The organism is Enterobacter sp. A103 (genome assembly GCF_034427535.1).
Lineage (GTDB): Bacteria > Pseudomonadota > Gammaproteobacteria > Enterobacterales > Enterobacteriaceae > Enterobacter > Enterobacter asburiae_B.
Map to the genome: position 1 here is coordinate 1 of NZ_JAXQPQ010000016.1, position 15,357 is coordinate 15,357.

Annotated in this window: 4 protein-coding genes and 2 pseudogenes; all 6 read right to left on the bottom strand. The window is 49.4% G+C overall.

The genetic code is table 11. The features are described from left to right. Positions 1–207 precede the first annotated feature (207 nt). The gene (locus tag SPH27_RS22010) at positions 208–7,908 is read right to left on the bottom strand and encodes a C80 family cysteine peptidase (RefSeq protein ID WP_322435869.1); all 7,701 of its coding nucleotides are present in this window, start codon (positions 7,906–7,908) and stop codon (positions 208–210) included. A 602-nt stretch (positions 7,909–8,510) separates the two neighbouring features. Next, a pseudogene (locus tag SPH27_RS22015) lies at positions 8,511–8,654 on the bottom strand (IS5/IS1182 family transposase); the annotation flags it as partial. A gap of 46 nt (positions 8,655–8,700) precedes the next feature. Then, a pseudogene (locus SPH27_RS22020) lies at positions 8,701–9,059 on the bottom strand (IS630 family transposase); the annotation flags it as partial. Positions 9,060–9,414: 355 nt separating this feature from the next. Continuing rightward, positions 9,415–11,565, bottom strand: a complete 2,151-nt coding sequence (locus tag SPH27_RS22025; protein ID WP_322435870.1) for a type I secretion system permease/ATPase — start codon at positions 11,563–11,565, stop codon at positions 9,415–9,417. Beyond that, on the bottom strand, positions 11,565–12,950 hold the full coding sequence (locus SPH27_RS22030; RefSeq protein WP_322435871.1) for an HlyD family type I secretion periplasmic adaptor subunit: 1,386 nt from the start codon (positions 12,948–12,950) through the stop codon (positions 11,565–11,567). Before SPH27_RS22030 ends, SPH27_RS22025 begins: the two co-directional genes overlap by 1 nt. After that, positions 12,947–15,058 (bottom strand): type I secretion system permease/ATPase, encoded by a 2,112-nt coding sequence (locus SPH27_RS22035; protein WP_322435872.1) that lies wholly within the window; start codon positions 15,056–15,058, stop codon positions 12,947–12,949. The genes SPH27_RS22030 and SPH27_RS22035 overlap by 4 nt, the downstream gene beginning before the upstream one ends. Between the last annotated feature and the right edge of the window lie 299 nt (positions 15,059–15,357).

Here is a 15,357-nt window from a genome sequence, read left to right on the forward strand (position 1 = left end):
AAATTCAGGAGTGTGCTGCTTGCGGATCTTTTTGATAGTTGATGCTGGTTTTGTCATGTGAGCTACCTCTGGTTGAGAGTTTACTCACTTAGCCGCGTGTCCACTATTGATGGGTATGATCAGTGGTTTAGGGATGACAATAAAAAGCCCTGCACTGTGGCAGGGCTCTGATTACCATGGATTATATCCTGTCTGTTATGCTTTTCCTCAGACCACCACGGTCACCTGCGGCTGAAGCGATGACAGCACCGGGTCCGTACTCACCGGCACCACGCTCCCCGTCCCCTGCGCATCAAAGATGGCCATGGCGCCCGTCAGCTTCTGCAGCTGAAGACCGGTCACGATGACGCCTCCGTGACCGCCATCCTCCTCAAGCTCCACCGTCAGGTCATGCCTGCCGTCCGCCAGCGCCGCCAGACTCCCACCTTCCGCCATTACCGTCACCTTCCCGGTATTGTCCGCTCCCGGTGACACNTCCGCCAGCGCCGCCAGACTCCCACCTTCCGCCATTACCGTCACCTTCCCGGTATTGTCCGCTCCCGGTGACACCTCTGCCGCCTCCGCCAGCCGGTTCCCCGCCACGCTCAGATGCGCGTGGAACCCCGCCAGACCAGACGATGCGCCCTGCAGCTGCACGTCAAGCCGGTAACCTGCCGCCGCATCAAACACCTCTTCCGTAGACTGACTTACTGCAACATGGTTGTTCAGCGCCATTGGTGAACCCGCGATAAAATGACCATCATTATCAGATGCCGTCACTTCCCAGCTGCCGCTGCTCAGTGTCACAGTTTTCATTTCTGAAGACACTGCCCCCTTAACCATGTTCCCCTCCGCCGGCATCTCCGTCGCCTGCACGCTCTGTGGCAGTTTCAGCCCGGCATTCACCAGACTACCGAACTGCCCTTCATCCAGCGAGCTGTCTACCAGGGTCAGGCTGTAGCGGGTATCCCCTTTTGCCCAGTTCCTGAGGATCGCCACACGATCTCCGCCCGCCACCACCAAATCATCCCCCTGCAGGCCAAATGACAGGTCGTCATGGTTCACCGTCCCGCTGAAAAACAGGTTATCCGTCGCCGTCCCGTTATCCTGCGCAGATATCACCACATGGTCCCCCTGGTTCACAATATATGTGTCCGCTGCCTGGCCGCCAGCCAGCAGGTCTGTCCCACCGCCCCCGCAAAGTACATCCTCACCGGCACCACCGTACAGGATATTGTCCGCCCCGTTCCCCGTAAGATGGTCAGCACTGGCTGAACCGGATACTTGCGTAACGCCATTAAGGCGGTCGCCTTCTGCATCCCCGCCGTGCTGTACTGCCTGCGTCAGGTCAATATTCACCCCTGTTTTCTGCCCGATGTCTCCCCCGTATACTGCCATCATCTTTCCATCAACGAGAGTTAAATGGCTGTGGCCTGATGTGTCTATCGCCTGTGTTAATGTCACGTTTCCGTGCGTATCTGTGCCATAGCGTAACTGCCAGTTACTGCCCCCTGCCGTGATAATATTTAACCCCACCTTTGTCAGCCCGGCGGGCGCGTCAACATAAAACATATTTCCGTCCGGCAGGGCCACCCCCCACTCCTCTCCGTCGCTGCTCAGGACCGGCGTCAGGGCAGACAGGCTGTCTGTGGTCACAGGGGTGTCTGACCGGTAGGTCAAGATCCTCTGCCCGTTCCCGTATAAGTCAATGAACAATTTCTCATGCCGTGTTGCCTGGCAGCCCTGCACCAGACCGGTGATGTCTGCCATCAGGACATCCACGCCCGGCATCGTGCTCAGATCACCGAACATCGGTGTCAGCCCGCCATGGGCATTTTTATAAACACCGGCATCAATGTCATCCACAACCAGAGCCTGTTTTACCTGCGAATCCACTCCGGTCTGCCGCGCAAAGTGGAATGTCACACCATCGGCGGTTTTCATTTCCAGATGGCTGACGCCGGCCTCACCAAATCCCCGGGATGCATACCGGTAAAGACGCTGCATATCCGTTTGCCCGTCCGTAAATTTATCCACTAGGGTGAACAGTGCGCCGGAAGGATTTGCTGCCGCGTCGTACTGCGTTTCTAGGGTGTTTCCTGCATCGTCACGGGTAAACAGCGTCAGCCCGGACGTCGTCCGGAGTCCGATCATCTCTCCGTCCGGCAGTTGCAGAGTAACCCCGTTATTATCCGTCTCTGCCGGATAGATTATCTGCGGGGCCGCCGTGAGGAGTCCGTTGCTCCGGTATGTCAGCGTCAGGGCACCGCGACAGGTTCCGGTATCGAGCATAAACTCACTGGCGTTTTTCTCAAGGCCTGTGATGTCCATGACAATACCGTCCTGTCCCGGTCCCCCGCTCCCCGGCAGGGTCAGGATATTCATCCCCGGCACGGCATACACTGCCGGATCCACGCGATCCACTACCATGACCTCGTGGACCGCGTGGCCGGCCCCGGTCTGCTGCATGAAGTGGAAGGCCACACCGTCACTGCTTCGCCATTCCACCCTGTCCATCCCGGTGACCAGCGTCACGTACTTTTTAATGTTATCCGCTGTCAGCGAAGAAAAGGCCATATTCAGCGACAGCAACACGGTATCCGGGTTGCCATTTAAATCATACTGTAGTGTACAGGTTGTACCCGTTGATGCGTCCCGCAGGATAACGGTTGCTGGTGCCACGCTGTCAGGCAGTGTCACCGCATTGACGCCCGGCAGGGCCAGGATACGGGCATTATCGTACAGGGCAATCTGCAGCGCGGACACCTGCGCCAGATCAGGCCGGGATAAGACCGTCACCCACTGGTCTCCGGCGCGGTAAACCATGTGGTTGTCCTGTGTTAAAAACTTCAGCTGTGTCAGCGCAGTTGTATCCGCCGTGACCTGCACACCGCCTCCGGACAGCCCTGTGTTACTGACCGTCAGGTCAGCCAGATCCACGCCGGTCAGCACCACCGTATCCCGTGCCGCCTCTGTCCCGCGATCGGCCTGACCGTGGAACACCACGCGACCACTCACGGCATACTGGTCTGTACCGCTGCTCAGCCAGACCCGGTCGTCCCCCCCGCCGGTGACAATCAGGTTTCGCCCGTCACTGCCGTGGAATACCTCATCACTGCGGCTGCCGTAAATATTCTCCACCCCTGTCAGGCGGGCCGACAGGTTCTGACGCCAGGACAGGTCAGTGTCATAGGTAACTTTAGTACCCGCATCCAGGTCATACAGAGCGTAACCCTGTTCATCCGTGGCTGCTGCCACCACGCTGTCACCCTGACCGCCATTACCGTGGTTGTCCGCCCCACCGTCAAAGCTGTAGTTTCCGTGCGCCCCCATAAACAGCGTGTCATCACCACTCTCACCACTGACCGTGTAATCATATTCCTGTGACGGATCTGACCATGCGCTGTAAAAACGGTTATCCCGGGCATTACCGATCACAGTAAACAGGTGATCCAGGGACGTAAGATGGATCCGGTCTGTACTGGTCCCGTCCAGATCCAACGCCACGGGGGTGTCATACGGGTTATCATCCGGTGACCGCCCTTCCTGCCAGGCAGTCAGCGTCTGCTGGCCCTCCAGCGCCGAGTCAGCGCTGAGAGTTTGCGTCTGTCCAATACCCATCACGATATCGTCCGTCACCTGCCCGGTATCCGTATGGCGCGGGTTCATGTTTTCCGGCCCCTGTGCATACGTGACATGTCCTTCATAAGACGCCGGCGCAGTCCAGGTCATTTCAAATCCCCGCCCGTCCGCATCCAGTGTCACCACTTCGTTGCCGTTGGCCGCCGGAGCCGGCAGGGAGGCGTCCGGGTCAAGAATGAAAGCCAGCCGCTGATGGCTGTCAACATGCCGTTCGTCAAGCGCGCGGAATGCCTTTTCCATCAACGGTATCCAGGCCTGGATGCGATCCAGCGTGGTATTTACCGATGCGCCATCATGTTCACCCTGAGCAAAGTTACCTGAACCGATATCATTTAACTGAGCGGTGGTGGCAGCGTTCGTTGCCAGCTGCTCAAGCCGGGTTTTCAGTACCGTTGGGTCGGCCGAACCAGCCTGCATTTCATCCGGTGTCAGCTGACGCAGGTACGGCAGAAGTGTGCGGGTGTCCGCATCCTCTAGCAGTCCCTGTACGTCAGGCAGGTCGCGGGCAGTTAATACAAACGAGAGGGCCGGCCTGAGTGTGCCGGCACTGCCCACGGGGATATTTTTTATCTGATACAGGTCCGCAGGCTTGTCGGTCCATACCTCGCTGATGCGTTTGAGATAATCTTCAGTCTGCAGACTGCCCGGATTAATCAGGCTGCGCAGCCCCAGCGGATCATCAGGCTTTATCATCACATCAATTAAAATCCCGACAGCAGCGGCAAAGCCGCCGAAACCGCCAGCCACATCGGAGCCAATGGCACCGGCCGCACTGGCAATGCCGGCCCCGAGCGCGAGCCCCCCGGTTACGGCATCGGTGGTCAGCGTGCCAATGGCACGGGTATGATCATCGCCGGAGGTAGCCTTCAGGGCTTCCACATCCGAGTACAGCGTGAACCCCAGCAGAGCGCTGTTCAGCAAGGGTGCTGCTGCGGTAATTTTACCCACGGCGCCGGCGACCGCTTCACCGATACCTGTCAGGGCTGCCAACTCTGAGGCGCCTTTCCCCAGTAAGCCGCTCATGCCGGAACCGAATTCAACGGTGCTGATACCCAGCGCCTGGCTGAAACTGTCAGCCAGCTTATCCATCACTCCCGTAATGTCCGCCACACTGAGGGTGAGAAAGGTTCCGCTGACAGCTTCGCCCTGAATATCGCCCCGTGAAGCAGCACCGAGCAGACCCGTGAGGCCTGTCAGCAGGGAATAAAGGTTCTGGGATTTACTGTACAGCTCTGTACCGGCAGCATAGGAGTGTTCATCCCCTGCACCGGGCAGATAGTTATCCAGAGATACATCCATTGTGGTGGTGTGGAGTGCGCCATCCCCGCCTTTAAAGGTCAGTTCAATGCTCGTGTGCGAAAGGGCGTCGCCGGTGGTCGGGAGAGTGGTGATACCGGTGATTTCAGCCTTATCGCCGGCCAGTCCCTGAACGACCCGGTCCATATCCGCCAGCAACCGGCTGGCTCCCTCCTGACCCTGAAGGGTAACCGCCCGGGAGTAATCAGCCGAGAGCAGGGAGGCCAAGGTATCCGGTGCGGCCTGACGCAGTGCCTCCAGCCCGGCAGGCAGCGTGGTTAAGGTGGTGCCGTTATGCTGGCCACTGCTGAGCAGCAGGTTTTCCAGGGCGGTATAATCCGGCTGGTTTGCGCCGGAAAGCATGTCAGTGGCAACGCTGAACATAAATTCTCCGTTGCGGCTGACGGTCTGGTAATAGTCTGCCAGTGTACGGGCACTACTTTCAGGGCCGGTTTTTATGGCAAAAATGTCCTTTAATAGAGATGAAAGAGCAGAAGCATCTTGTTCAGCATTAACTGCTGGAAGGCTGACTTCACCAAGGTTTGGGTCATAGAAATAGTATCGTGTGCTGCCGTTTAAGGTCCGGCGGGAAATTGCCAGGGCGTGATTACCTGTATGCAGAGAAAGAAACTTATCCGAGGTGGCCCCCGTTAGTGACCTTACAATTTCTGACAGCGAGCTGACAGCACGATTCGTTGATGAATGTAACTGATTCAGTGTCGTAAGGAATGCTTCTGCCTGAGCCGGCAGTTCATCCGGCAGACGTCCCTGGTCAGCAGCCTGGGAAATAAGAGCCTGCGAACGCAAGAAGACATCGTCAAGAAAAGTATTGTGCAAACTACCACCATCGTCGCGTGACAACGTGAAAAGCCAGGCCTCACTCAGGGAATCACAGATGCCCCGAGGGTCGTCCTCGCGAAGCAGAAACGACTGAGGAGCAAAACGTCTTGTAACCCCCTCATTATGATGGCGAGAAACCACCTCGCTCAGGTCTGGGGCCACATTTTGAATAAGCTGGCTATGATTAATGACTTCCTGTTTATCTACAGTCTTTAGCTGGGATGTGGCATAAGAAACTTCAGTGAGAGATAAATACCCATCTTTACCTTTCGTTACAATAAAATTGGAATCACGCGGAAAAACATACTCTGACTCATCCCCTCCACCGGATCGATATAAATAATTAGGTATAAAACTAGCGTCTCCGGAAATACGCACCACTCGCCCAAGAGAAGCAGCAACTTCTTTATCAGTCGAGGATGAAAGATAGCCGCCAGGCGTGTAAACACCTTTAGAATCTACAAGGCTTAGTAGCTTCGAATATTCTTTCTCGCTAACCCCACGATAAAGCAACTTGTCATCTCTCAATTTACCATTTAAATAGCGATCATATGTACTTTGTAATTCAGAGGGGTTTTTCCCATCAGTTAAATATTTAATAGCACCGAGAACATCCTCCTGTCCTTTGAAAAAATCATTCCCGCCTACCCTTAATATTTCAGAAATAACTTTTGATCCATTTACAGGTTTATTGTTTTTAAGGGAAATTGAACCTTCATTAGTCTGCCATATTAGAGCTAAAGCTCTCTTAGAAGCATCACTTAATTTTTCGGTTTTTGGCTTGGCAGCTGATTTAGCTTGGTCTACTTTGGTAGAAGCGATGGAAGCTGTAGCGCCACTGGGCGCATCAAGTCCGGCCTGCACGTTAGCCAGTGTTGAAATAAATCTTCCGGTTGTTCCTGAAGCAGTTATTTTCGACAAATAGGCGACATAGTCTGTCAAGATAGTAGATGAATTAAAAGCTGAAATTATGCCTTTTGTGTTTTTAAAGTCACCCCAACTATTTTTGATCGCATCATTTACTTCTTTGCTAAGTTGACTATAGTACTGTTGGATTTTACCAAAATATTCATCTTGTGTAATTTTCTTTTGGGATACGTCTTGTTGAAGTTGGTCACCCACTGTAAAATATTTCTTGCCGATAGATGAAATTTTTGAAAATAACTTCTGATTATCTACTAATGCATTATTGAAATCAATCCATGCAGCAGCAAGAGATTTATCGGATTTAATTTTCTTGATGTCGTCGGCTATCGCATTTTCACGAGAAGCGAACTGTTCTTCAATTTTTCGATTTGAATTTGGCAATGCATTTACGTCTCCAGGTTGTACCGAGACTTTATGCCCACTGGCATCGATCTTAATTTGACTGTTATATCCCTTAACGTCAACATGAGGAAGAAGTTCTTGTAACTCATAACTAATGCCAACTGTGTCTAATTCGTTAACACCAGTATTACAGCCAACAAGGTTAACACGCTTTATTATTGCTCCTTCGCCAGTTAATGTTTGTAATCTGGTTGTTGCCTGGGCTAGTTCTTCTGCATTTAACTCCCCGAGATGGTCAGCGGATCCATGACCTAAAAATTCAACTTGGACATTCCCTGACATGTTATGAGTTGCGAAAAACTGAACCTGTCCAGTTGCGTCAGTTTCGTAGAAATGGCCTTGTCTATAAATGAGTAATTTGGCACCATTGTTTTTTTGCTGTAATTTTAGCCCAGCGCTTAGAATCACTTCATCAAGATTATCCCCAACCATTACAATAATACGGTTAGGCATTTTTTCTGGGTCATTATTCCAACGTGTTACCAAATTACTAACATAGGAGGCTATGTTGTTTATTGTTGTTCCAGTTGCATTAATGGCCCCAACAATAGCCTCACTTAATCCGTTGCTTACTTCATCTGAGACCACTTCAGTTGGCTTATTAAAATTTAAATGTAACTGAACATCGTTGAGGAATGCAGATACGGCATCGAATGTAACAGATGTATAACCGATTACAACACCATCAGCATTTATTTCATCCCCAACCGGTTCAAAAGCCTGGATCATGTTAGCAATGTCATCAAGTTGATTCTCATTTATATCTTCACCGTTAAGAACGTTTGCAAAGTTTGTTAACGTATTTTTACTGAAATAAGTCATAACTACTCACAAGTTAATCAAGCAATTAAAAATAACGAACTTGTTTTCCTTTTAATTAAAAAGGATTAACCAAGTAATATTTAAAGTTAAAATTTCAAAATTTATTTTGTGTATTTTTTGTTTGTAACCCCCATGCTTTTGAATAAGTTTAGTTATTACAACTTAACACATCATACCTTCTTTCTTCTACCGCATGTGTCTTTATATTCTGCCTGCATTACGTAGCGTATTAAGGCAAGGCGCAATGATAATAACAACCCTGCCTTTACAAATATCCGCAATATTGTTCATTACTGCAGCCTTGTATTAATAATACTAAGCACATGCTGCTACATTCTGAATTAATATTCATGGATTGGTCAACAATACTGGTATAAGCAAAGCAATATGTTGTCCTTGCCCTCCCGGTAGCGAACAGTCAGCGTCAATCAGCAAAGTGGCATAACTCAACAAACAAAGCCAGGTGCACCTGCAATACGCGCAGCTTCCATAACGTTTGTCTACGAAAAACTAATTCTGCAAAGCAATCTTCGGCCTCACGCTCATATTAAATAGATAATTACCCAGCAAGACTACGCAGATTTGGCTCCATAGATTTTAGCCTACTCCATTAAGATTTCATTCCAGCCGATGAGACCACATGCAAAATGCAACATGGCCTCGTAATTTTTGCCTTTCTTCCCCCATCTCATCAGAAGTTGGCGGAAACTATTTATCCAGCTATGCGGTTTCTTAACCATCCAACGGTGAGTCTTAAAATCCGTGCTTTTATTAGCGCCTGACGTTTCTTTAGCGGCGAATAATTCCGGTATGTAACTGGCACCCGGTTATCTCGTTGGTTTTTATCGCCAGTAGTTCTGTCCTCAAGCGTGAGCGTTGATAGCCAAAATCATCGGAAAAGTGTTTTATCAGTTCATATAACAAGGTGCAGATATGCCCAAAAGGCCAGCGCCGACAATATCTTGCAGGTAAGTACTTCAGGCCTTCCGAACCCGACAATGTGAGCCAGTTAATCCAGTGCCCTAAGTATGAACGGACGCAGCAGAGCGTTCTAGCGACGTCACTCACACAAATCACCCTGGTGCAGCATCAGTATGGCAGTCAGTATGTGGGGGGGTATTACGTGTTTTATGAATCGCTTTCTGCACCATGCGCCGTTCTGCACGGGCTGAATTCTCTTCAAGTGCTCTATTATTCGGCACGGCTATTTAGGGTAATTGCTCCGTAAAGTATGAATATAAAGGCTACACTGTTTTGTTAGTATTATATTTGATCCAAAAAAAGCCAGCATTACCAATGTCCTGATAAACATGTTTTTAACAGGAGTCTGACTGGAGCTATTTTCAAATTTAAAATAAATAAAACCAAACATTTCAGCACCCTATCATTAATTGTTACAGTAAATGAGGGTATCAACTTACAAACATTAACAATAGAAGCAATAATCAACCACAGAGCGTTAAAAAATAATAAGCACCATGTCATGAAAGAAACGTAATATAGCATTTAGCTTTTTGTTTGTAATCGCCATAACTTTTCGTACACACCGTTCAGAGTAATTAACTCTTCATGGTGACCTTCTTCCACAATAAATCCTTTATCCATTACCAGTATTCTGTCTGCACCGCGCAGGGTGTTCAGCCTATGCGCTATGCTGATAACCGTCCTACCACGGCAAATTTCTTCCATATTGCTCATTATTGCCGCTTCGGATTCATAATCCAGCGCACTGGTCGCCTCATCCAAAATTAATATCTGTGGGTCAGTAAGCAAGGCGCGGGCCAGGGCAACTCTCTGACGTTGCCCGCCGGACAATTGTCCCCCCTTTTCACCTACCTGTGTCCGATATCCCTCAGGAAGAGCCTCAATAAACTCATGCGCACCGGCAAGTTTAGATGCCCAAATAACATCTTCACGACTGCATTGCGGAATGCACTGGCGAATATTATCCTCAATGCTACCAGAGAACAGCAGGCTGTCCTGCAGCACTACGCTCATGTTGCGGCGCAGAGACACCGGATCCGCAATCACCAAGTCCATGCCGTCAACCAACACCTGCCCGTGCTGTGGGATATACAAACGTTGCAACAGGCGAGTCAGGGTGGATTTCCCTGAGCCTGATGCCCCTGTGATACCAACAAATTCACCCGGATTAATCTGCACGTTCAGATTACACAGAACTTCAGGTGTGTCGTCGTTGTAGCGAAAACGAACACCTCGAAAGCAGACACTTCCCTCCGGCTTGGGTATAGATGCCAGCCCTCCCAGCCCGCTTTCTGTCTGCTCATCCAGAATGTCTCCGACGCGTCGTAGTGAAATCAGAGTGTGCTGAAAATCCTGCCAAACCTGCGCCAGACGTAAAATAGGCTGTGTGACATGACCAGCAAACATATTGAACGCAATCAGCTCTCCTGGAGTAAATCTACCGTCCATCACCAGCTCTACCCCCCACCATAGCAACAACGCTGAAGTAAGTTTCTGTATCAATCCTATCCCCTGCCCCGCCCATAATCCCGCCACCTTAGAACGAAAGGTGGCCCGTACGCTATCGGCCAGTTGACGCTCCCAGCGATGGGTAAAACTTCTTTCCGTTGCCGTAGTTTTGATGGTTTCAATGCCAGTGACTGACTCTGTTAAAAATGCCGTATTACTGGCCGCAAGTTCATATTGTGTCGTTACGCGCTGGCGTACTAGCGGCCCAATCAACAGCCAGAAAAGAAAATAAAGGGCCAGTGAACCTAGTACAATAGACGTCAGTGGCGCGGAGTAGGCAAACATGACGCCCAGAAAGACCACCACAAAAGCCAAATCCAAAACCAGCGTCAGTGCTGAACCAGTCAGAAACTGGCGAATATGGTGCATCTCCCGCACCCGGGCAATGATTTCCCCAGTCTGCCGTTTCTGGAAATAGCGCATCGGGAGTGCCATCAGATGTTCGAACAGACGCCCCGACAATTCGGCATTCACTTTCCCGGCGAGTCTCGAGAACACCCAAGAACGTACAAACCCCCAGACAGGTTCAAACACCGCCAGTGCCAGCATGCCGAGACCCAGCACCTCAAGGCTGGAAAGGCTGCGACTGACCAACACTCTATCGGTAACATTCTCAAACAGGATGGGGGCGGATAGAGCAATCATCTGCAACATCAGCGATACCCATAGAATAGAGCGAAACTGAGCAATATACCTGCGCATGGTGGGCAAAAACCAGCTAAAACCAAATTTGACCTGACGAACAATATCCCGCTTTTCTGCAAGTAAAATAACCCCACCATCCCATTGGGACACAAACTCTTCTAGAGAACACAGGTGCGTTTCTCCCGTCTTCCCACTGCAGATAGCCACCTCACGCTCATCTGCCTGCTCAAGGATGCACCAGCCCAAAGGAGCCAGCCAGACGAGAGCGGGCATTGGCAGTAAAGATAAGCGCGACCCGGCGGTGGTAGTGCAACGTGCGCGCAAACCGGCCCAGCGGGCACACCGGCAGAGCTCCCAAGCACAGATTTTATCACCAACACCTCCCAGACGATGCAATAACTGTACTGGATCAATACTTATCTTAAAGTGCCGGGCGGCGCGGGATAATGCCATTATACCGTCGCAGCAGACAGGATCTTCGCAAGTCGTTGATATGATAGCATCTTCATTGATATACATTAGCGTTCCCTCAGGGATTCTGACTGATACTGCTGCAATGGACTCAGTAAATAGTCAATGACGCGCCTGTCGCCCGTGCGAATTTCTGCCGTCAGACTCATTCCGGCCTGTAACGGCACAGACTGGCTACCCACCTTAATAGACGATTGCGTCATACGGACCTGAGCCGGGAAAATCAGCCCCAGTTTTTCATCCTTGACAGCGTCCTTTGATACGTGGGCCACGACCCCGTGTAGTGTGCCATAGCGGGTATAGGGAAAAGCATCCACTTTGACTTCAACAGACTGCCCTTCACGAACAAAACCCACATCTTTATTCATTACCATAACCTCAGCTTCCAGTGGTGTATGCTCTGGCACGATGATCATCAGCTGTTGCGCTGGTTGAACAACTCCACCGAGAGTATGAATTGTTTGTTGCTGAACGACGCCATCTACCGGGGACCGCAAGTCCTGAATACGTTCACGTTCCTGAGCTTTAATCAGTTGTTGTGTCAGCACGTCAATTTCATTGTGCGTTTTAGTTAAAGCGTCATAGTTTTCGCGCCGAAACTTGGCCATATACCCTTTTTTTTGCTCCAGAAGACTCTGCTGTTGTGCCTCAAGAACCCTCAACTCTGCCCGCTGTTGTTCTATAGAGCGTGCGGTATCGAGTTCTTCCTTTTCATGTTCAAGCAATTCTTCTTTAGATACCACATGTGTAACGAGTAGCTTCCGACGTGCAGCCAGGCGAACTTGTATATTGGCAATGAGTTTTTCCAGCGAGGTAATATCAGAACGACGCGCCTGCTGGTTGGCCTGATTAACATGAATATCATTATCAATAGCTGCTATAGCAGACCGGTTTTCCCGCCAGACACTAAGCAAATGTTCCCGTGTTTCATCGATTTCCGCTGCAGGGATATCATCGGGTGCCACAAAACTATCTACAGGAGAATCGCTCAGAAGTGCCTGCAGACGCGCCTGTTCGAGGCGCTGGTAACGCAATTGCGCTTGTTGCTCCTTCAGATCAGCCTTAACACTAACGGGATTAAGACGTATCAGAATATCCCCCGCTTTAACACGTTGGCCGTCATGAACGTTGATGGAAATAACTTCTCCTGATTCCAGAGACTGGATTACTTTCGAATGACTCGAAACCAGCAGTTGTCCGGTGGCATTAGCCTGTATATCCAAATGACCAAGAATAGCCCAGATGAGGATCAGTAATAGTGTACAGGTTAGCCCAAGAGCGATGCTTCGAGCCAATGGTGCTGGCGGCCTTTCAATAATTTCAAGATAACCAGGCTGAAATTCATACTCATCCCTGGTGCGTTTAACTGCGGTTAAGCGAAACCATTTGTTAATATATTTTCGCATAACATCCAGCGCTGATGAGATATTCATGCGGTTTCCCTATTAAGATTCTGTTGAAGTTGCCACAGACGGGAGTAACAACCCTGGCGTTCAATTAACTGTTGATGAGTACCAGCTTCCGTGATTCGCCCATTTTCCAGCGCAATAATGCGATCACAGTGACGAACTGTAGACAATCGGTGTGCAATCATAATGACGGTTCTCCCCCGGGAAATTTCACTCATATTGGCCTGAATAATCGCTTGAGATTCGTCATCTAACGCGCTGGTTGCCTCATCAAATATTAAAATGCGCGGACAGGTGATTAATGCTCGGGCAATGGCGATACGCTGACGCTGCCCCCCAGATAATGAACGTCCGGCTTCAGCCAGCACAGTGTCATAGCCCAACGGGAGTTGCAGAATGAACTCATGCGCGCCTGCAGTCCGGGCTGCCTCCACTACTTGCTCCAATGAAGCGGAAGGGTTCTGAATTGCGATATTCTGCCGGACACTTAGGCTGAATAAATAATTCTCCTGCAACACCACACCTATCTGAGTACGCAGGTACTCTGTGTTCAAACTTGCTATAGGATAATTATCAAATTTTATTTGCCCTGAGTCCGGCACGTATAATTTCTGTAACAACTTGGCAAGCGTGCTTTTACCCGACCCTGAAGGCCCTACAATGCCGATGCATTCACCACCATGAATATGCAATGAGATATCCTTTAGCACCGGAGGAAGATCGGGGCGGTAACGAAAACCCACCTGAGAAAGAGTTATATCTCCTTGTAAAGTGGTAGATGGCAAAAACTTATCCATTGCCTGCTCCGCGGGCTGATTGAGCATATCCCCGAGTTTACTTATGGCTATTCTTGTTTGAATAAACTTCTGCCACAATTCTATAAAACGGGAAAAAGGTTGGTGGACTTGAGTCAATAGCATATTAAAAGCAATTAGTTGTCCAATCGTCAGCTGTAGTGAAATTACCTGGTGAGCCCCATACCAGATAATGACAACACCGGTGATTTTTTGTAACAACATCACCGCCTGCCCGACCAGGGTGTTCAACGTCTGTGTGTATACACCCGCCTCTACCATTTCTGCAGTCTGTTGCTCCCAACGGCGTTGCATTCTCGGCTCTATAGCCAAGCATTTTATGGTTTCAGCAGCGCTGACTGATTCATTGAGAAATGACGTATTCATAGCGCTGGTCATGAACTGTTGCTCAATGCTTTTTTGTAGCGGCATTTGGCTTTTCCAGGCCAGCAGGACATAACAGGGCAGTGTGGCCAGCACCACTGCGGTTAGCGATAATGACATCTTCGCCATTACCGCTAAAAAAATGACAGTGAATATTATGTCGATACAAAGCGTCAGCAACGAGCCAGTCAGGAATTCCCTGATGGTGTCCAACTCCTGTATTCGGGAAATGATATTTCCCACTTGTCGATGTTTAAACCAGGCCAGTGGTAGCCCCATGACATGGGAAAATAACTTACCACCCAATACAACATCGATCCGATTCGCCGTATGACTAAAAACATACTCCCGCAACCCTTTGAGTATCACCTCAAAAATACCAACAATAACTAGCGCCCAGACTAGCACATCCAGGGTAGAGAGAGCATGGTGCACTAGCACTTTGTCCATAATAACCTGGAAGAAAAGGGGTGATATAAGTGCCAGCAACTGGAGTATGGACGAGAGGAGCAAGACCTCTCCCAGTAATCGACGATGCTTAAGGAATGCAGGAATAAACCAAGTGATGTCAAAACGACCGGTACAACCTTTTAACTCAATGACATGACCCTGCCACTGACTCTCCAACTCAGTAAGAGAAATCACTTCAGGAGTGTCGTGGGATGGTTGCTGAATAAGCACCTGCTCTCCCGACATTTTCGCCAGCAATACGAACGCCCCCTGCCGGGTCTGGTATGCCAGTGGTAATTTATCAGGATTCAATTTTTTAACAGACATCTTGTGAGAAACAAATTTGACGTGTTGTTCACGACTGATTTTGGATAAAATAACCTTTAGTGGAAGAGATGCATCTATATTATCGCGCGAAAAGACTACTGGCTTGCTATTTAATTGCAATATTAAAGCGCAGCAACCAAGAACGGACTCAGCTTTAATGTCTAATGGTTTTTTCATAAATTTAACATTTAGATTCGTCAGCACCAAAACTACGCCCTAAAATGATAATGGCGGCTTTAGTTTGCATTTAAAATTTGTACTAGATTGCATCACATTGTATGCATCGCTTTGCATAATGCAATTAATGAAATTCTTAATAAATGTACAATAATAGACATTTCAACTAGCGGTTTACCTGCATCACGCAGCTTGTTAACCGCTTGAAGTTAATGGCATTCATATGAGAAATATCATTAGATTAACACAAATGGAATCCAACAGTAACCAAACAACCGCATTTATTTACTTAGTCACAC

Bases quoted from the DNA above. Each gene is read 5' to 3' on its own strand.
- SPH27_RS22025 (WP_322435870.1), bottom strand. From the start codon at position 11,565: ATGTATATCAATGAAGATGCTATCATATCAACGACTTGCGAAGATCCT.
- SPH27_RS22030 (WP_322435871.1), bottom strand. From the start codon at position 12,950: ATGAATATCTCATCAGCGCTGGATGTTATGCGAAAATATATTAACAAA.
- SPH27_RS22035 (WP_322435872.1), bottom strand. From the start codon at position 15,058: ATGAAAAAACCATTAGACATTAAAGCTGAGTCCGTTCTTGGTTGCTGC.